At 64.8% G+C, this 19,264-nt stretch carries 19 protein-coding genes; 12 read left to right on the forward strand and 7 right to left on the reverse strand.

The window, feature by feature from the left end; genetic code table 11:
• Position 1: 1 nt before the first annotated feature.
• Both AB0362_RS07945 and AB0362_RS07950 read right to left on the reverse strand, forming a co-directional pair.
• Positions 2–397: a universal stress protein gene (locus AB0362_RS07945; protein ID WP_366235403.1), complete on the reverse strand. Its 396-nt coding sequence runs from the start codon at positions 395–397 to the stop codon at positions 2–4.
• The gene (locus AB0362_RS07950) at positions 394–1,389 is read right to left on the reverse strand and encodes a 2-hydroxyacid dehydrogenase (RefSeq protein WP_366235404.1); all 996 of its coding nucleotides are present in this window, start codon (positions 1,387–1,389) and stop codon (positions 394–396) included. Before AB0362_RS07950 ends, AB0362_RS07945 begins: the two co-directional genes overlap by 4 nt.
• Before the next feature lie 338 nt (positions 1,390–1,727).
• Here AB0362_RS07950 and AB0362_RS07955 point away from each other — a divergent pair, with 338 nt between their 5' ends.
• From AB0362_RS07955 to AB0362_RS07985, 7 genes are all read left to right on the forward strand, one after another.
• Positions 1,728–3,305, forward strand: coding sequence for an ABC transporter substrate-binding protein (locus tag AB0362_RS07955; RefSeq protein WP_366235405.1), 1,578 nt, complete (start codon positions 1,728–1,730; stop codon positions 3,303–3,305).
• Between the two features lies 1 nt (position 3,306).
• Positions 3,307–4,236: an ABC transporter permease gene (locus AB0362_RS07960; RefSeq protein ID WP_068048905.1), complete on the forward strand. Its 930-nt coding sequence runs from the start codon at positions 3,307–3,309 to the stop codon at positions 4,234–4,236.
• An 8-nt stretch (positions 4,237–4,244) separates the two neighbouring features.
• Complete coding sequence (locus AB0362_RS07965) at positions 4,245–5,231, forward strand: ABC transporter permease (protein ID WP_269595176.1); 987 nt, start codon at positions 4,245–4,247, stop codon at positions 5,229–5,231.
• The gene (locus AB0362_RS07970; RefSeq protein WP_366235406.1) at positions 5,228–6,247 is read left to right on the forward strand and encodes an ABC transporter ATP-binding protein; all 1,020 of its coding nucleotides are present in this window, start codon (positions 5,228–5,230) and stop codon (positions 6,245–6,247) included. The genes AB0362_RS07965 and AB0362_RS07970 overlap by 4 nt, the downstream gene beginning before the upstream one ends.
• Positions 6,240–7,235: an oligopeptide/dipeptide ABC transporter ATP-binding protein gene (locus tag AB0362_RS07975; protein WP_366235407.1), complete on the forward strand. Its 996-nt coding sequence runs from the start codon at positions 6,240–6,242 to the stop codon at positions 7,233–7,235. The genes AB0362_RS07970 and AB0362_RS07975 overlap by 8 nt, the downstream gene beginning before the upstream one ends.
• 11 nt (positions 7,236–7,246) lie before the next feature.
• Positions 7,247–7,972: a sulfite exporter TauE/SafE family protein gene (locus AB0362_RS07980; RefSeq protein WP_366235446.1), complete on the forward strand. Its 726-nt coding sequence runs from the start codon at positions 7,247–7,249 to the stop codon at positions 7,970–7,972.
• 65 nt (positions 7,973–8,037) lie between these two features.
• Positions 8,038–9,111: an SDR family oxidoreductase gene (locus AB0362_RS07985; protein ID WP_366235408.1), complete on the forward strand. Its 1,074-nt coding sequence runs from the start codon at positions 8,038–8,040 to the stop codon at positions 9,109–9,111.
• A 41-nt stretch (positions 9,112–9,152) separates the two neighbouring features.
• Here the strand turns inward: AB0362_RS07985 and xylB are convergent, their stop codons facing one another.
• From xylB to AB0362_RS08000, 3 genes are all read right to left on the reverse strand, one after another.
• Positions 9,153–10,565, reverse strand: coding sequence for a xylulokinase (gene xylB / locus AB0362_RS07990; protein WP_366235409.1), 1,413 nt, complete (start codon positions 10,563–10,565; stop codon positions 9,153–9,155).
• Between the two features lie 40 nt (positions 10,566–10,605).
• Positions 10,606–12,303, reverse strand: coding sequence for a SulP family inorganic anion transporter (locus AB0362_RS07995; RefSeq protein ID WP_149406921.1), 1,698 nt, complete (start codon positions 12,301–12,303; stop codon positions 10,606–10,608).
• A gap of 108 nt (positions 12,304–12,411) precedes the next feature.
• A complete protein-coding gene (locus tag AB0362_RS08000) occupies positions 12,412–12,756 on the reverse strand; it encodes a metalloregulator ArsR/SmtB family transcription factor (protein WP_149406920.1) in 345 nt (114 codons plus the stop codon).
• A 116-nt stretch (positions 12,757–12,872) separates the two neighbouring features.
• Here AB0362_RS08000 and AB0362_RS08005 point away from each other — a divergent pair, with 116 nt between their 5' ends.
• From AB0362_RS08005 to AB0362_RS08025, 5 genes are all read left to right on the forward strand, one after another.
• A complete protein-coding gene (locus AB0362_RS08005; RefSeq protein ID WP_094640460.1) occupies positions 12,873–13,520 on the forward strand; it encodes a TetR family transcriptional regulator in 648 nt (215 codons plus the stop codon).
• A gap of 147 nt (positions 13,521–13,667) precedes the next feature.
• Positions 13,668–14,825 carry an acyl-CoA dehydrogenase gene (locus AB0362_RS08010; RefSeq protein ID WP_068048956.1) on the forward strand — a complete coding sequence of 386 codons (1,158 nt, stop codon included), beginning with the start codon at positions 13,668–13,670 and terminating at the stop codon, positions 14,823–14,825.
• A 5-nt stretch (positions 14,826–14,830) separates the two neighbouring features.
• Positions 14,831–15,679 (forward strand): 3-hydroxybutyryl-CoA dehydrogenase, encoded by an 849-nt coding sequence (locus AB0362_RS08015; RefSeq protein WP_317533528.1) that lies wholly within the window; start codon positions 14,831–14,833, stop codon positions 15,677–15,679.
• A gap of 118 nt (positions 15,680–15,797) precedes the next feature.
• Positions 15,798–16,592 (forward strand): SDR family oxidoreductase, encoded by a 795-nt coding sequence (locus AB0362_RS08020; protein WP_366235410.1) that lies wholly within the window; start codon positions 15,798–15,800, stop codon positions 16,590–16,592.
• A 123-nt stretch (positions 16,593–16,715) separates the two neighbouring features.
• Entirely contained in the window at positions 16,716–17,609 is an 894-nt protein-coding gene (locus AB0362_RS08025; protein WP_366235411.1) for a glucose 1-dehydrogenase, read from the forward strand.
• Positions 17,610–17,688: 79 nt separating this feature from the next.
• On the opposite strand, the gene fabG is transcribed toward AB0362_RS08025, so the two are convergent.
• Together fabG and AB0362_RS08035 are read right to left on the reverse strand one after the other, a co-directional pair.
• Complete coding sequence (fabG, locus tag AB0362_RS08030) at positions 17,689–18,447, reverse strand: 3-oxoacyl-ACP reductase FabG (protein WP_068048880.1); 759 nt, start codon at positions 18,445–18,447, stop codon at positions 17,689–17,691.
• A gap of 66 nt (positions 18,448–18,513) precedes the next feature.
• Positions 18,514–19,251: a 1-acyl-sn-glycerol-3-phosphate acyltransferase gene (locus AB0362_RS08035; protein ID WP_149406915.1), complete on the reverse strand. Its 738-nt coding sequence runs from the start codon at positions 19,249–19,251 to the stop codon at positions 18,514–18,516.
• Between the last annotated feature and the right edge of the window lie 13 nt (positions 19,252–19,264).

Raw genomic sequence — 19,264 nt, forward strand, 5'->3', positions numbered from 1 at the left:
CTCAACGCTGTGTCCCCACCGGCGGCTTGACGGCCGTCACCGGGCAGTGCGCCTCGAGGAGAACGCGCTGAGAGATGCTGCCCATGAACAGCTTTCCGACGGGTGATCGACGCCTGATGCCGATGACGACCAGTTGCGTCTGCTCCTCGAACGACAGGTCGATCAGATTGTCGGCATGCGAGCGGCCCGCTTCGTTGTCGTGAATTTTCGTCGTCACCCCGATGGCCGACGCCTCCTCGCGGGCAGATTCGACGGCCGCACCGAAGTCGGCATCGGATGCACTGCTGTCCTCGGCGACGACGATCAGGTCCGTCCCACGCATGTGTGCCTCGCGAAATGCGAATGGCAGTGCGCCTTTTCCCTCGGTGGTCGGCGAGTAACCGACGACGACGGTCACTGCGTCACCGGAGTGACGAGGGTGCCGTCGGCCAGAAAGCGATCGAGGTTCTCGAGCGTGAGCGCTTCCATCGCGGCCCGCGTCTCCACCGTCGCGCTACCCACGTGCGGCAGCAGCACCACGTTGTCCATCGCCACCAGAGCGTCGGGCACGTCCGGTTCGTGGGCGAACACGTCCAGGCCGGCTCCGGCGAGCTGCCCCGCTGCGAGCAACTCGATGAGCGCCCCCTCGTCGACGACGCTTCCGCGGGCCACGTTGATCAGATATCCCTGCGGTCCCAGAGCTTCGAGCACTGCGCGATCGACCAGATGCGCAGTCCCCGAACCGCCGGATGCGGCGATGATCAGTACGTCGACGTTCTCGGCGAGCGCTGTCGGGCTGGCAGCGTAAACGTAGGGCGAACCGTCTATCTCGTTGCGATTGTGGTACGAGATCTCGCAGCGAAAACCGTTGAGCCGATGGGCAATTGCCGAGCCGATGCGACCCAGTCCGATTATTCCGACGCGCTTTCCGGTGACCTGACGCGTCAGTGGCGTGTTGCCCTCGGTGGGCCAGCGGCCGGCGCGCACGAATCGCTCGGCCGAGGACAGGCCGCGCACGGTGTCGATCACCAGACCGACGGCGAGGTCGGCCACACAGTCCGTCAACACGTCGGGGGTGTTGCTGACGACGACGCCGCGTTCGGCTGCCGCGTCGACGTCGGTGGTGTCGTAGCCGACGCCGAAGTTCACAACGGCTCCGAGCTGCGGCAACCGTTCCATCAACGCAGCATCGACGCCGGTGCGGCCGGAGGTGACCACCGCAGAGATCGACGCACCGTGCTCGGACAGGAACTCGTCGCGATCGTCGCCCTCGGGCAGTTCCAGCGCGTCGTACTCGGCAACCAAGGTGTTCATCAACGACGGCTTCAGCGGTCCCACTCGGAGAACTCGACCGCCTCGTTGCGAATCGGATTGAGACACAGAGGTTTTCTGCGAGCTGACGGTGACCATGGTTCTCCTCGCGAGATGGTGGAGCGTGCACGTTTCCTGTACGGTATGCCGCCCTTCGAATACCTGTCCAACACGGAAATAACATGGACCGATACCCAAACGGCATGGACGACGCGTCGCCGATGCAGCCCTGCCGGGGTCGTCGTGCATCTTGCCTGGTCAGTCCAGCAATGCTGTGACTCGGACCGCAGTCATGCCGTGACTGTGACCCACAGAACTGGTCGAAAAGTCGATTTCGTCCGGTTGACGGTGGAGATGGCCCGCTCATACCGTGTGTCTACCGTCACAGATTCGGCTGCGACTTGCAGACGCGGATCCTTTTCCCACTGGAGGCCACCATGAGCCCTGCACTCTTCGTGCAGCAGGGACGGACCCACCGCGTCGCCGTAATAGCCGTTGGCGCGCTGTCACTTTCACTTGTGGCGAGCGGATGCACCGTCGCCAACTCCAACAACGGCGGAGCCGCCCGCGCAGATACTCTTCGCATCGTTCTGCCGCAGGAGCCGCCGACCCTCGAAGCCTGCGACGTCTCGTTGACGTCGGTGGGTGTGGTGACGCGCTCGAACATCACCGAGCCGCTCATGGAACGCAACCCCAGCACCGGCGATCTCGAGCCCAAGCTCGCCGACTCCTGGGAGCAGACCTCCGACACCGAATGGACGTTCACCATCCACCCCGGCGTGACGTTCAGCGACGGCAGTCCCTTCGAGGCCGAGGACGCCGCGTTCTCGATCGATCGCACCGTCAATTCCGAGCTGGGCTGCAACGTCGAGGGGTACGTGTTCGGCGACGCGAACCTGGTGGTCACCGCAGTCGACCCGATGACGCTGACCGTGCAGTCGCCCGAGCCCGATCCCATTCTGCCGCTTCGGCTCTCGTTCGTGGAGATGGTGCCCCGCACCTCGAGCTACACCGAGCGGGTACGCGAACCCATCGGAACGGGACCGTTCGCGATCGAGCGCTGGGACTACGGTCAGAAGCTCTCGCTGGTGCGCAACGAAACCTACTGGGGCCCGAAGCCCGAGTACGCCAGGGCCGAGTACCAGTGGCGCAGCGAGGGCAGCGTTCGCGCATCGATGGTCACCAACGGTGAGGCCGAGATCGCCACCTCGGTCGGACCGGAGGACGGTGCAGGCGATCTGGGAGTCGCGTACCCCAACAACGAAACCACGGCGTTGCGCATCCAGGCCATGCAACCGCCCCTGGACGACATGCGCGTACGCCAGGCGATCAACTACGCCATCAATCGCGAGGGCATCGTCAAGGCACTGTTCCGTGGACTCGGTTCCCCTGCAGAACAATTGATCTCCGAGGGTGTCGTCGGCTTCAACGAGGACTTGACACCGTGGCCCTACGACATGGACAAGGCCCGCACACTGATCGACGAGGCCCGGGCCGATGGAGTACCCGTCGATACCGAGATCCGCCTGATCGGACGCACCGGGCAGTTCCCGAAGATCAACGAGACGGTGGAGGTCATCCAGAACTCACTGTCCAAGATCGGCATGAACGTCACGATCGAAATGATGGACGCCGCAGGCACCGCCGAGTACCAGGAGCGGCCGTTCCCCGACGTCGGCCCGTATCTGCTGGTGATTCAGCACGGCAATCAAGCCGGCGACTCCGCGTTCACCGTCGATCAGTACTTCACCAGTGACGGATTCCAGAGTGCCTACGGCACAGCTGAATTCGACCGGAAGATCGCTGCCGCAGGGGCTCTCACCGGCGAGGACAGGCAGGCCGCCTACGCGCAGGTCTTCGCCGACGAACCGAAGGACATCATGCAGATGGCCTACATCGCGCACATGAACGGGGTGCTCGCCAAAGCATCCTCGGTCGATTACACCCCCAACTCGGCCACGGTCGACGAAATGCACCTCGCCGCCATGACCCGCGCCGACACCGAGAGGCCCTGACATGTTCAGATTCCTGCGCCGACGGATCTACACCAGCCTGATCCCGCTGTTCGTCGTTCTGCTGGGCGTGTTCTTCCTCGCTCGGCTCACCGGCGACCCCACCAGCCTGTACCTGCCCGAGTCTGCAACCCAGGCGCAACGCGAGGCGTTCCGCGCCACCAACGGCTTCGACCAGCCGGTCCTGACGCAACTGATGGACTACTTCAAGGGCGTCGTTCAACTGGACTTCGGGCAGTCGCTGCGCACCGGTGAGGACGCGTCGGCGATGGCACTACGCGCGTTCCCCGCGACGCTGCAGTTGGCGTTCGCGACGATGTTCCTCGCCATCCTCGGCGCTGTGATCATCGGGTGCTGGGCTGCCTACCGACCCAACTCGCTGGCCGATCGCATCTCGAGCCTGCTGTCGATGACGGCCGCGTCCATCCCCGATTTCTGGTTCGCCATCATGGGTGTCTACGTCTTCGCCATCCTGTTCGGCTGGCTGCCCACCTCGGGCGTCGACAGCGGAATGCTCTCCTGGGTGCTGCCGATCGCCACCCTGCTCATTCGCCCTCTCGGCGTCCTGACACAGGTGGTGCGCGGCGCGATGGTCTCGGCTCTGTCGGCCCCCTACGTTCGCCTCGCGAGAAGCAAAGGGGCAGGCGATCTTCGAGTGGTCACCCACCACGCTCTGCGCAACGCCGCTGCACCGGCGCTGACCGTTGCCGGCGACCTCATGGTCGGGCTCGTCAACGGCGCGGTGGTCGTCGAGGCCATCTTCGGCTGGCCCGGCATCGGAAAACTGATGATCGACGCCATCCTGCAGAGAGATTTCGCTGTTCTGCAGGCGGCCGTGTTGTTGACCGCGGTGAGCATATTCGTGCTCAACATCGTCATCGATGCCTGCTACGCACTGCTCGACGCCCGGGTTCGCGACAAGGTGAAGGTCTAGGTAAGAACATGTCACTCGACTTCGAAGCACCGAAAACATCCGAGCCCGAGGATGTTCCACCGTCGGTTCCGGTGGAAGCCCGCAAGGCGTCGGCTCCGCTGTGGAAGCTGCTGCTGCGCGACAGGGTCGCCACCGTCGCGGCCGCGATCTTGGTACTGGTCTTCCTCACCGCGATCTTCGGCCCGATGCTCGTCGGCGACGCTGCCACCGATCAGGATCTGGACCGCTCGAACCTGCCGCCGTTCACCCTCGACACCGGGTGGATGAACATCCTCGGCACGGATCCGCTCGGACGCAGCATGCTGGCCCGGCTGATCGTGGCCAGCAGAACCACACTCTCGGTGGCCATTCCGGCCGTGATCCTCTCGGCGATCATCGGCTCGTTCATCGGCATGTGGGCCGGCTTCCATCGCGGTTGGCGTGAGACCGCGGCCATGCGCGTCGCCGACGTGATTCTCAGCTTCCCGTCGCTGCTGATGGCCGTCGTGGTGCTCTACGTCTTCTCGCCCAGTGCCGCGAACATCGTTCTGGTCCTCACTGTCACGCGCATTCCGATCTACCTACGTACCGCCCGCGCCGAGTCCGCCGAACTGCAGAGTCGGTTGTTCGTCGACGCCGCCCGCACCTTCGGTGCGAAGAGCGGATCGGTGATCCGCCGACATGTGGCCCCGATCCTGCTGCCGACCTTGCTCACCGTCGCGACCCTGGACTTCTGCTTCGTCATTCTCGCCGAATCGTCGTTGAGCTTCCTGGGCATCGGCATTCAGCCACCGGACGTCTCGTGGGGACTGATGGTCTCGCAGGGCCGCACCTACCTGCAGACCGCCTGGTGGCTCTCGTTCTTCCCCGGTCTGGCCATCGTGCTGACGACCGTCTCGGCCACCGTGCTCGCTGCCTGGGCCCGCATCGCCACCGATCCGGCGCAGCGGTGGCGGCTCAACGTTCCCCGCTCCAAGCGGTCTCGCCTGATCCCCGCACGAAAGGTCGTCTCATGAGCGCACCGGCAACCGCACCCCAGCGACCCGACACCGGCAGCGTCGCCCTCGACGTTCGCGGACTGACCGTCGATCTGCGGACTCCGTCGGGCGTCATTCGCGCCGTCGATAACGTCACCTTCACCGCCCGACGCGGTGAAACCCTCGCTCTGCTCGGTGAATCGGGCTGCGGTAAGTCCATGACGGCACAGGCCATCGTCGGATTGCTCGAGCCGATCGCCGACATCACCGGCGGCTCGGTGGAGATGGGTGAGGTGGACCTGGTCACCGCCAAGACCAAAGTGCGGCGCACCATCGCCGCCACCGAACTGGCCATCGTCTTCCAGGACGCACTGACGGCCCTCAATCCCGTCTACACCGTCGGAACCCAACTGGCCGAACCATTTCGGATTCACCGGGGTATGTCCGCTAAGCAAGCACGCGCGGAAGCCATCGCGCTGATGACCCGAGTGGGAATTCCCGAGCCCGAATCACGCGCCGACTCGTACCCACACCAGTTCTCCGGCGGTATGCGCCAACGTCTGCTGATCGCCATGGCCGTGGCACTGAGTCCGTCGGTACTGCTGGCCGACGAACCCACCACCGCGCTCGACGTGACGGTCCAGGCCCAGATCATGGCTCTGCTCAAGGAATTACGTACCGAACACGACATGGCCGTCGTGCTGATCACCCACGACCTCGCGCTGGTCGCCGAGGAAGCCGATCGGGTCGCCATCATGTATGCGGGCAACGTGGTCGAGACCGGACCGGTGTCCGAGGTGTTCGGTGAACCACGCCACCCGTACACGAAGGGACTGCTCGACTCGGTGCCGGTCCACGCCGTCCGCGGTGAGGATCTGAAGTCCATCGGCGGCACGCCACCGGACCTGCATTCCATTCCCGACGGGTGTGTGTACCAGGCCCGCTGCCCCCTCGCCCGCGACATCTGCATCAGTGCTCGCCCGCCGCTCGAATCCGTCGGTACCGGTCGAATGTCGGCCTGCCACTTCCCGAACGAGGTAACCAGCCATGCCTGAGCAACTGTTGACCGTGCGCAGCCTGAACAAGACCTTCGACGTCGGCCGCGGCAAGCTCCGTGCCCTCGACGCCATCGACCTGGATCTGCGACGCGGTGAGACCCTGGGGCTGGTGGGCGAATCCGGTTGCGGAAAATCCACTCTCGCACGCACCCTGATGATGCTCGAACGACCCGACTCGGGCACGGTCGCCTTCGACGGCATCGATCCGTTCGCGCTGCGCGGCAAGGAACTCCTCGCGTGGCGTCGACGTGTGCAGATGGTGTTCCAGGACCCGTACGGTTCCCTGAACTCACGCATGACGGCAGGCGACATCATCGGCGAGCCGTGGCGAACCCACAAGGGCCTGTACAAGACTCGCCGCGATCGATCCGCACGGGTCCGCGAACTGCTGCACCTGGTGGGCCTGCGCCCGAGCGACGAGAACCGCTTCCCGCAGGAGTTCTCCGGTGGTCAGCGCCAACGCCTCGGCATCGCGCGGGCGCTCGCGCTGAACCCCGACGTGATCATCTGCGACGAGCCGGTCTCTGCACTCGATCTCTCGGTGCAGGCGCAGGTGCTCAACCTGCTCAACGATCTGCAGAAGCAACTCGGCATCTCCTACGTGTTCATCTCGCACGATCTGTCGGTCGTGCGACACGTCGCCGACCGAGTCGCGGTGATGTACCTGGGGCGCATCGTCGAATCCGGAGCCACCGAGGCAGTATTCGATCGGCCCGCCCACCCGTACACCGCGGCGTTGATGTCGGCCGCACCCACTCTTGACGCGTCGAACCGCGGGACGAAGATTCTGCTGAAGGGCGAGGTACCGTCGCCGCTGAATCCGCCGTCGGGATGCCGTTTCCGCACGCGCTGCTGGAAGGCAACCGACCTGTGTGCCAGTGAGGCACCCCCGGTGGCGCTCGACGCGGACGAGGCCGATCACATCGCCGAATGCCACTATCCCCTCGTCGCAGGCAATCTCGGCCTCGTCGCCGCCGGGACGTGATGGCGACACACCTGAGCGTCACCGGATTCGTCGTCGTCGCCCTGGCCATCTTCTTCGCATCGGCGATGCAGGCGTCCATCGGATTCGGCATGGGTATGCTCGCCGCGCCCATCGTGGCGATCGTCGACCCCGGCCTGATCCCGGCGACGCTCATCATGCTGGCCGTCGTGGTCAGTGTGCTCGTTCTGATTCGTGATCGCACTGCCCTCGACCTCTCGGGTGCAGGGTGGGCGCTGGCCGGTCGGCTACCCGGTTCGGTGGTGGGCGCACTACTGCTCGTGCTGCTACCCGAGCGCGGACTGGCCATCCTGCTCGCGCTGGTGGTGCTCTGCGGCGTCGCACTGACGTCGTTCGGTTGGGTCCCGTTGCCGCACAGACGAAATCTGGTGGTAGCCGGGGCCGCGTCGGGAATTCTGGGAACGGCCACCTCGATCGGCGGACCCCCGATGGCCCTGGTGTGGCAACGCAACACCGGGGCCGAGCTGCGCAGCACCATGAGTTGCTTCTTTCTCGTCGGCTCGATCATTTCGCTGGCGGTACTCGCGGTCGCCGGCGCGGTGGATGCCCATACGGCAACGCTGTTCGTGTTCCTGGCCCCGGCGACGATTCTCGGTTTCCTGCTCTCCCGGGTGGTCAACAAGGTCCTCGATCGTCGACGGCTGCGCATCGCCGCGATCACCGTCTCCGCCGTCGGCGCGCTCGTGCTCGTTGTCCAGCAGGTGTCGGCCTTCGCCTAACTCACGAAATAGTGAGTTGAATCGCCATCTCGTGTCGGAACGCGTCGATCGGGTAGTCGGTGTCGATGACTACGAACAACACCCGCGCATTGATCGTCGGTGCCACCGGCATCTCCGGACAAGCTCTGTGCCGCGTCGCTCTCGACGCAGGCTGGGACACGTACGGACTCAGCCGTAGTGGCAGCACTCCGGTCGACGGGGTCGTGCCCGTCGCCGCCGACCTGCTGGACATCGACTCGCTTACCCAGGCGCTGACGGACCTGCGCCCCGAGGTCGTGTTCTTCACCGCATGGATGAAGAAGGACTCCGAGCAGGAGAACATCGAGGTCAACTCGGCGACGCTACGCAACGTGCTGAACGTGCTCGGCCCCCTCGACTCGGTGAAGCACGTCGCGCTGATGACCGGACTCAAGCACTACCTCGGGCCGTTCGATGCCTACGGTGAGGCAGTGATGGCCGAGACGCCGTTCCACGAGACCGAGGACCGCCTCGACACCCCGAACTTCTACTACGCCCAGGAAGACGAACTGTTCGCCGGGGCCGAGAAGTTCGGATTCGGCTGGAGCGTGCACCGCGCCCACACCATCTCCGGATTCGCGGTCGGCAACGCGATGAACATGATGTTGACGCTGTCCGTGTACGCAGCGATCTGCAAGGAGCTCGGCGAGAAGTTCGTCTTCCCCGGTTCCGAGACGCAGTGGAACGGCCTCACCGACCTCACCGACGCGGACCTGCTCGCCGAGCAGATGGTGTGGGCCGCAACCGACGACAACGCACACAACGAGGCGTTCAACATCGCCAACGGTGACGTCTTCCGCTGGCGCTGGCTGTGGCCGCAGTTCGCCGCGCACTTCGGCGTCGAGCCCGAGGGCTACGACAGCGAGCCGCGTCCACTCGAATCCCGCATGTCCGACGCGGCCGCAACGTGGAAGCGCATCGCCGAGAAGCACGATCTGGTCGAAAGCGATGTCTCACGCCTCGCGTCGTGGTGGCACACCGACGGCGACCTCGGCCGCGACATGGAATGCCTGACCGACATGAACAAGTCGAAGAAGGCCGGGTTCCTGGGCTTTCGATCGACCCCGGACGCCATTGCCTCGGTGATCCAGCGCTACCGAGATGCGCGCCTGATTCCCTGAGTGCCTGCGGCAGTGGTGCGGTTAAGTGCCCTCTGCGGCACTCAACCACGCCACTGCGGCGCAGCCGCATACTGCGCGTAGCGCTCCCGTACCGCCGGGGTCGGGTCGGCCTCGTATGTCTTCGACTTTGCCTGCGCCCAGGTCGGCGGCTCGCTGGTCCCGGCCAGTGTCCACGCCGCCTGGCGCGCGGCACCGTCGGCGACGTATTCACCCGGCTCGGGCACGATCACCGGAACGCCGAGAATGGCCGGGGCCAACTCGCGCAATGCCGCAGACTTCGCACCGCCGCCGATGAGCAGCACCCGCTTCGTCTCGACCCCCTGCGAACGCAGATGGTCGATACCGTCGGCCAAACCGCACAGCAGTCCCTCGACGGCCGCTCGCGCGAGGTGGCCCGGCGTCGAATTGTTCAGTCGCAGACCGTGAATTGCACCGGATGCATCGGGACGATTGGGGGTGCGCTCGCCCTCGAAGTACGGCACCATCACCACACCGTCGCTCGTCGTCGACAGCGCCAACCGCGACAACTCGTCGTGATCGACGCCCAGCATCCGCGCTGTCGCATCGAGCACCCGGGCCGCGTTGAGGGTGCACACCAACGGCAACTGCCGGCCGGTGGCGTCGGCGAATCCCGCGACCAGACCCGAACCGTCTGCGGCCGCAACCGAGGTCACGGCAGATACGACACCCGACGTGCCGATCGAGACCACCACATCGCCGGGCTGAGCGTCGAGGGCGAGGGCTGCCGCGGCGTTGTCGCCGGTACCCGGCCCGATCAGTGCCCCGCTGCGAGTGCGGCCGATGGCCTCGCTGGGTGCGGCCACTCGAGGCAGCAGTGGGTTACGACCCCGAAAACCGAACTGCAGCAAATCCGTTCGATATTCGTCAGTGGCCGCGGAGAAGTATCCGGTGCCGCTGGCGTCGCCTCGATCGGTGGCCAGAGCGTCGAGCCCCGATGCCCCGCCGAGCTGCCAGCTCAGCCAATCGTGCGGAAGGCACACCGCCGCAGTGCGATCGGCGTTCTCGGGCTCGTGGTCGGCGAGCCATCGCAGCTTGGCGACGGTGATCGAAGCCAAGGGGACCACTCCGACGGCGTCGGCCCAGGCCTGCCCGCCGTCGGTGCCTTCTTTTTCGCCCAACTCGGACACCAAGTCCGTCGCGGCCTGCGCCGATCGAGTGTCGTTCCACAGCAGGGCTTTACGGACCACGGATCCGTTGTCGTCGAGACAGACCATGCCGTGCTGCTGCGCGCCCACCGACACCGCGTCCACGTCGTCGAGTCCGCCTGCGGCAGCGATCGCCTCGTCGAGCGCATCCTTCCATCGCTGCGGGTCGATCTCGGTACCGTCGGGATGGGCGGCTCGCCCCTGGCGGACCAACTCCCCCGACTCGGCGTCACGAACGAAGACTTTGCACGATTGGGTGGAGGAGTCGATTCCGGCAACGAGAGCCACGGTGAGCGGGTCCTTTCCTACGCAAGTGTGATCTACGACCCTACCCGCGAGGCGCGGTCGCCTCGGTCACCAACGTGCGCGCGTAGGCGATGGCCTGCGGCGTGGTCTCGAAAACACGGCGCGCTTCGTCGTCCTTGGTGGTGAACACGCCCAGCGCCGTCAGCGGACGCAGGTGTTCGGGTTTGGCTGCGGAGATGAGGACGGTGATGCGGCGATGTTCGAGTTCGGTGATCGTGTCCTTGAGGACCAGAGCTCCGGTGGCATCGATGGTGGTCACTCGCGACATGCGCAGGATCACCACTTTCACGTCCGACACGTCAGCGAGCTCGAGCAGAAAGCTGTGCGCAGCTCCGAAGAACAGTGCACCGTCGATCCGGTAGGCGACGATGTGCTCACGCAGCAGACCTTCTTCTTCCTTCGAGACCGCGTCGAGTGCATCGAGCGGTACCTGCTCGACCGTGGCCGAACGCGCGACGGCGCGCAGTGCCAGCACCGCAGCGAAACCGACGCCGACCGCCACAGCCGTCACCAGGTCGAAGAGAACCGTGACGAGAAAGGTCGACGCCATCACCACGGTGTCGCCGCGACCGGCGCGGGAAATTGCTCGGATGGAGGCTGTTTCGACCATGCGCACGGTCGTCGCCAGGAGCACCCCGGCCAGAGCCGCGAGGGGAATGTCGGCCACCAAGCCCGCGGCGGAATACATGATGGCGGCGAGGATCACCGCATGGGTGAGCGCGGCGAGCCTGGTGCGCGCTCCGGACCGAACGTTGACGGCAGTACGGGCGATGGCACCGGTGGCGGGAATACCGCCGAACAACGGCGCGGCGATGTTGGCCAGTCCCTGCCCGAACAGTTCACGGTCGGGATTGTGCCGCGGGCCGACGCCCATCGAGTCCGCCGCGGTCGCGGACAGCAGCGATTCCAGTGCAGCCAGCGCAGCGACGGCGAACGCCGGTGCCAACAACGCCGTCACGTCACCGAGGTGGAAGAAGCTCAGGCTCGGGGCGGACAACGACGACGGAATGGTGCCGATGCGGGCGATATCGAGGTCGAACAACTGAGTGACCACCGTTGCTCCGGCGACCGCAACAAGGGAGAACGGGATTTTCGGAGCCAAGCGGCCGCCGACCAGCATGACGATCGCGACCGTGACGGCCACGGCGGGCGTCAGAACGCTCGCATTCGAGACGAACGAGCGCACCGCGTCGAACGCGGACTGCCATACCTTCTCGCCCTCGGCATCGGTGATACCCAGGGCCGACGGAACCTGTTGCAGCGCAATGACGACGGCGATGCCTGCGGTGAACCCCTCGATGACGGGTGCCGGCATGTACCGGACGGCTCGTCCGACGCCTGCACCGGCGAGCGCCAGCAGAATGATTCCGGCCATCAGCCCGACGGCGAGCACTCCGGTCGGCCCGTACTCGGCGACGATCGGCACGAGCACCACCGTCATGGCACCGGTCGGCCCGGACACCTGAAATCTCGATCCGCCGAACACCGCGGCGACGACTCCCGCGATGATCGCCGTGGTCAGACCCGCCGCCGCACCCAGCCCGGTGCTGACGCCGAAGCCGAGTGCCAGAGGCAACGCCACCAGTGCCACGATCAGGCCGGCCAGCAGATCCGCGCCGGGTGCGCGGAAGGCCGGTTTCCACTCGCTCCACCTGGGCAGCAGCGCGGTCACAGCCCTGACGGCGTCGGTCGTGCGGGAAGGTTTCGTCGGTTCGGACATGTGACGCTTTCTGAGAACTCATCGATCCTGATCGATCTACTTGCTAAGTTTAGCAAGTAATGAATCAGGTGAACAGGGACGTGAGCCAGACCATCCCGGGCCGTCGAGTCAGGTACGTGCTCCGGACTCGCCGTCCAGCAGCTCGGCCTGGTTGGCCACCACTCCCGTGAGTATTTCCCGCGCGACGACCAACAGGTCGGCCACCTTCGGCGACGTCAATGTGTAGGACACCGACAGGCCTTCCCGAGTGCCTTCGATGAGACCGGCGCGCCGCAGGATGGACAACTGCTGAGACAGATTGGCCGGCTCGATGCCGATTTCCGGCAGCATCTCGGACACGGCGTGCTCACGCTCGCTCAACAACTCCAGCACGCGAATACGCGCGGGATGCGCCAACGTCTTGAAGAAATCGGCTTTCATTCTGTAGAGCGGCCGGCTCGAATCCGTGGCCATGAAGTCCTCCCGTGGCACCCGCCACCGCGCAGCGGGCTACTTGCGAACACTAGCAATCAACAGACCGAAGTGGACGACCTCCCTGCCCGTCCCGAAACTCGGCTACCTTCACTCCCATGCGCGGAGACCCCGAAGAATCCACCGACTTCAGGCTCACCGTGGCCACGGCGGCCCTCGACCTGTTCTCCGTCAAGGGCTACGAGTCGACGACGGTGGACGACATCGCCGGTGCCGCCGGCATCTCGCGTCGGACATTCTTTCGTCAGTTCCGCGCCAAGGAAGACGTCGTCTTCGCCGATCACGAAATACTGCTCGAGCAGGCCGGCGCGTTCCTGGAAGCGAACGAGGGCGATCCCTGGCGGGCCGTGTGCGATGCCGCGCAGCTGGTCTACGAACGGTTTTCCGACTGGCAGGACATGTCGCGCCTGCGCTACCAGGTGGTGCACAAGATCCCCGCACTGCGCGATCGAGAAATCGTCACCGTGTTTCGCTACGACAGACTCTTCGTCGACTATCTGCAGCGTGTTCTGCCCGATCACCCTCACCTCGAGATCCTGCAGTTCTCGGCCACGGTGACCGCGACGCACAACTACATCCTTCGTCGGATGATCCGCGACGGCCTCCCGACGTCCGTGGAGGATCTGCGTTCGGCACTCGCGCAAGTGCGCGCGCAGTTCTTCGGTGAGATCGTCGTCGCGTCGTTCCCCCGGGGCACGTCCGTCAGCAAAGTCGTCGACGCCTTGGCCGATCACACAAGCACCTGACGTACCCGACGCGATGGCACTGAGTGCCGGATGCCGGAGACCCGGTCTTGAACAGGTCCGGTTTCGGACGTACACTGGGGCAATCCTTGGCACTGAGTGCCCTCCGTGGGCAGTGCCACCCCCGACACACCGAGGAGCGTGGCCGACATGGCCGGAAATCCCGACTTCGATCTGTACCAATCGCCCGACGAGCACAACGAACTGCGCGCAGCCATTCGGGCGCTCTCGGAGAAGGAGATCGCGCCGTACGCCAAAGAGGTCGACGAGGACTCCCGCTTCCCCGAGGAAGCACTCAAAGCACTCAACGCTTCCGGCTTCAACGCCATCCACGTTCCCGAGGAATACGACGGCCAGGGTGCCGACTCCGTCGCAGCCTGCATCGTCATCGAAGAGGTCGCACGCGTCTGCGGCTCGTCCTCGCTGATCCCTGCGGTCAACAAGCTCGGCACGATGGGCCTGATCCTCAAGGGCTCCGAGGAACTCAAGAAGCAGGTCCTGCCGTCCCTCGCCGGTGGCGCGATGGCGTCGTACGCCCTGTCCGAGCGCGAAGCGGGATCCGACGCGGCGAGCATGCGCACCCGCGCCAAGGCCGATGGTGACGACTGGATCCTCAACGGCTCCAAGTGTTGGATCACCAACGGCGGCAAGTCCGATTGGTACACCGTCATGGCCGTGACCGATCCCGACAAGGGTGCCAACGGCATTTCCTCGTTCATCGTGCACAAGGACGACGAGGGATTCGTCGTCGGCCCAAAGGAGAAGAAGCTCGGCATCAAGGGTTCGCCCACCGCCGAGCTGTACTTCGAGAACTGCAAGATTCCCGGCGATCGCATCATCGGCGAGCCCGGTACCGGCTTCAAGACCGCGCTGGAAACACTCGACCACACGCGCCCCACCATCGGCGCACAGGCCGTCGGCCTGGCACAGGGTGCCCTCGACGCGGCCATCGCATACACCAAGGACCGCAAGCAGTTCGGCACCTCGATCTCGAGCTTCCAGGCAGTGCAGTTCATGCTCGCCGACATGGCGATGAAGGTCGAAGCCGCCCGCCTGATGGTCTACAGCTCCGCAGCCCGCGCCGAGCGCGGCGAGAAGAACCTCGGGTTCATCTCCGCGGCTGCCAAGTGCTTCGCCTCGGACGTGGCCATGGAGGTCACCACCGACGCCGTGCAGCTCTTCGGCGGTGCCGGCTACACCACCGACTTCCCGGTCGAGCGCATGATGCGTGACGCGAAGATCACCCAGATCTACGAGGGCACCAACCAGATTCAGCGTGTCGTCATGTCGCGGGCGCTGCTCAAATGAGCGACATCAACCTCGTCGGCGTCATCGGCGGCGGCACCATGGGTGCCGGCATCGCCGAAATGTGTGCTCGCTCCGGCAGTTCCGTACTGATCCTGGAGACGAGCCAGGCGACGGCCGACGCCGCAGAAGCTCGCCTCGACAAGTCCTTCGCTCGCGCCGTCAAATCCGGTCGCATCGAAGCCGACGCAGCCGAGAAGGCCCGCGCTGCAATCACGTTGACACTCGAGATCGGCGATTTCGCGGACCGCGATCTCGTGGTCGAGGCAGCACCGGAGATCGAGTCGCTCAAGCTGGACCTGTTCGGCAAGCTCGATTCCATCGTCAAGCCCGAGGGAATCCTGGCCACGAACACCTCGTCGATCCCGGTCATCAAGATGGCCAACGCGACGAAGCGTCCCGACAAGGTCGTCGGCGTGCACTTCTTCAACCCGGTGCCGGTACTGCCGTTGGTGGAAATCGTCGTCAGCCTGCTGACCAGCGAGGAAACCGTCGCAGCGGTGACGGACTACGCCGGAAACACGCTGGGCAAGAAGACGATTCGCGCCGGTGATCGAGCCGGATTCATCGTCAACGCACTGCTCATCCCGTACATGGTCTCGGCCATCCGCATGCTCGAGTCCGGCTTCGCCAGCGCCGAGGACATCGACGAGGGCATGGTCAACGGTTGCGCACACCCCATGGGACCGTTGCGTCTGACCGACACCGTCGGCCTCGACGTCACCCTCGCGGTCGCAGAGTCGCTGTACGCGGAGTTCCGCGAACCGCACTACGCGCCGCCGCCGCTCCTGCAGCGCATGGTGGACGCCGGAATGCTGGGTCGCAAAACCGGTAAGGGTTTCTACTCGTATTCGTAGTAGTCCCCCGCCCCCTTCTGCGTGAATGGTCCATTCACCCCCGTCAGGGCCGGTGAATGGACCATTCACGTCTTCGAAAGGCGCACACTGGAGTCGTTCCACAACTCTGGGAGGCTTCATGAACATCGATCTCGACGGCCGCACCGCTTTGATTTCCGGCTCCAGTCAGGGCATCGGATTGGCGATTGCCACCGAATTGGCCCGCGCCGGTGCGCGCGTGGTCCTCAACGGCCGCAGCGAGTCGGCGCTGGATTCGGCCGAGGAACAGTTGCTGACGGCAGTGCCCGGTGCGCGGGTGATCGTCGTCGCTGCCGATCTCGCGACGGCCGACGGAGTCGAGACGTTGCTCGCGAAGGTGCCGGTGGTCGACATTCTGGTGAACAACCTCGGTATTTTCGGAGCCAAACCCGCTCTCGACATCGACGACGACGAATGGCGACGCTATTTCGAGGTGAACGTGCTCTCGGCAATCCGGCTGATCCGCACGTATCTGCCGGCGATGACCGAGGCGGGCTGGGGCCGAATCCAGAATATCTGCAGCGATTCCGCGGTCGTGATTCCCGAGGAGATGATCCACTACGGAATGACGAAGACCGCACTGCTCGCAGTGACCCGCGGATTTGCGAAAGCTGCTGCAGGAAGCGGAGTTACGGTCAATTCCGTGATCGTGGGCCCCACCCACACCGAGGGCGTCGAGAAGTTCGTCGGCGAGCTCGTCGGCGACGACCTCCCCTGGGACGAGGCGCAGGCGCAGTTCATGAAGGAGCACAGGCCACAATCGCTCATCGGACGCCTGATCGAGCCGAGCGAGATCGGCAACATGATCGTCTACTTGAGCTCCGAGCAGGCCTCTGCGACCACCGGTGGCGCTCTACGCGTCGACGGCGGCTACGTCGATTCGATACTGCCCTGAGTTTTTCGCAGGGCGGTCCGGTCGGTCACAGTTTGTGGCCGACCGCTTCGGGGCATGCGTGAGATACACGGAATCAAGCAGAGGTTCTTCACGCATTTCACCGTATTCGGAGACGATTCCACAGTGAGCGATCAGTACACCTTCACCAACCCCGTCACGCAGTACCGCCAGGACGGCTTCCCGGAGCAGCACCAGGATCCGCCCGGCCTGGCCGCAGATCTTCAGCCCCTCGCCGACCACGGTGAGCAGACATACCGCGGATCCGGACGCCTCACCGGCCGCAAGGCCTTGATCACCGGGGCTGATTCCGGAATCGGACGAGCAGCAGCCATTGCCATCGCACGCGAGGGCGCCGACGTGGTTCTCAATTACCTACCGGCAGAAGAGAAGGACGCGCAGGAGGTTGCGCAGTTGATCCGCGACGCCGGCCGCACCGCAATCCTGGCACCGGCAGATCTCACCGACGAGCAGGCCGCGCGCGGCATCGTGCGCACTGCCGTCGACGAACTCGGTGGCCTCGACCTGCTGATCAACGTCGCAGGTAAGCAGCAGTTCGTCGAAGATCTGGCCGACCTGACGTCCGAACAATTCGATCAGACGTTCAAAACCAACGTCTACGCACTGTTCTGGATCATCCAGGAAGCGGTGCCGCACATGCCCGCCGGCTCCACCATCGTCAACACCAGCTCGATCCAGGCATACACACCGTCACCCGGCCTGGTGGACTACGCGACCACGAAGATGGCCATCAACACCATCAGCAAGGCCCTCGCACAGCAGTTGGCACCGAAGGGAATCCGCGTCAATGTCGTTGCGCCGGGACCGTTCTGGACACCGCTGCAGGCAGCCGGCGGCCAGCCGACCTCGGCACTGCCGGAATTCGGCAAGGAAACACCGCTCGGACGCGCAGGGCAGCCCGCCGAGATCGCCGGTGCGTACGTCTATCTGTCGTCGGCCGAATCGGGCTACGTCACCGGCGACACACTGAACGTCAACGGCGGCATGCCGACGCCGTAGGTCGATGTCCGTTCGGCGTGAATGGACCGTTCACACCCGTCTGGGCTCGTGAATGGTCCATTCACGCGTTCAGGAGAGGTCAGTCCTTGGGCCCACCGGCGGCGTAGACGACCTGACCCGAGATGAAGCCGGCACCCTCGCTGACGAAGAACGACGCCAGGTGCGCGATGTCATCGGGATGTCCGACGCGATTGACCGGAATCTGCGACGCAGCAGCAGCTTTGAAGTCCTCGAACGGCATGCCGACGCGTTCTGCGGTGGCTGCCGTCATCTCGGTCTCGATGAATCCCGGGGCGATGGCGTTGGCGGTGACGCCGAACTTGCCGAGCTCGATGGCGAGGGTCTTGGTGAAGCCCTGCATGCCGGCCTTGGCTGCGGAGTAGTTGGCCTGTCCGCGATTGCCGAGAGCAGACGTACTCGACAGGTTGACGATGCGGCCCCACTTGGCGTCGATCATGTGCTTCTGGACCGCGCGGGTCATCAGGAACGATCCGCGCAGGTGTACGCCGAGCACGGAATCCCAGTCCTGCACCGTCATCTTGAACAGAAGATTGTCGCGAGTGATGCCCGCGTTGTTGATCAGTACGGTCGGCGCACCGAATTCGCTGGCAATGCGATCGACGGCGGTCTGCACCGATTCCTCGTCGGCAACGTTGGCACCGATGGCCACTGCCTGCCCGCCTGCGGACTGAATGGCACCGACGGTGTCGCTGCACGCGGCCTCGTCGAGGTCGACCACGGCAACTCCGAAACCGTCCTTGGCCAGCCGCTTGGCTACCGCAGCACCGATTCCCCGTGCACTACCGGTGACAATGGCCGTCTTGATCTGATCACTCACGAATATCTCCCTTACGACGCCGAACCCGATAACTGTCCTCTGTTTCTATCAACACCGACAATGCGATCAGTACGCAGCCACCGCTCCGTCGAGTGCCTTCTGCATTCCCTCTGCCACCACCCGGGTGAAGTCGATCGGCTTCTCGGGTAAATCGGTGATGGGCGTGTCGATGTAGACGCTGGCCTGCTTCACCTTCGGCGCACCGGGACCGTAGCTCAGACCGATACAGATCAGCACCGGCTCGACCCCGAGCTTGCGCGCCCGCATCGCGATGTGGCCGATACCGCTGCCGACGTGCTGCACCGTCGTCGGATCCTCGAGATTGCAGGTCCCCTCGGGGAACACCGCAAGATCGTCGCCTCGCTTCATTCGCTCGGCACTGACGTCCATCATGCGGTTGCCCGCGGCGCTGACGGCCCGCATGCCGTGATTCTTGCCGCGGAAGACGGGGATACCGCCCATCATGTCGATTCGCTTGCGCTGCTTGGGTTCCTGGAACAGCTCGTCCTTGGCCAGCACCCGGGTGCGACCGATGACCGGACGCAGCGGCGACGCCCATGCCGCCGCTGCGAGGGTGTACGGATCGTTCTCGGTCAGATGATTGACCGCGATGAGCAGACGCGTGTTGTCGTAGACGAGACGACGCAACTCCTCACGGGCACCGTCGGGATACGACACCCTCGGGCGGAATCGCCTGGCCAGGGTGGCATAAGCCAACCTCGCGACCTGACGATTCTGCTGATGACGCAGATAGAAGTCGTACACGGTCACATCGTTTTCGAGAATTACCGCAGGCCGATCCATGAGCCGAGCTTAG

The sequence above is a fragment of the Rhodococcus sp. NPDC079359 genome (genome assembly GCF_040702585.1).
GTDB lineage: Bacteria > Actinomycetota > Actinomycetes > Mycobacteriales > Mycobacteriaceae > Rhodococcoides.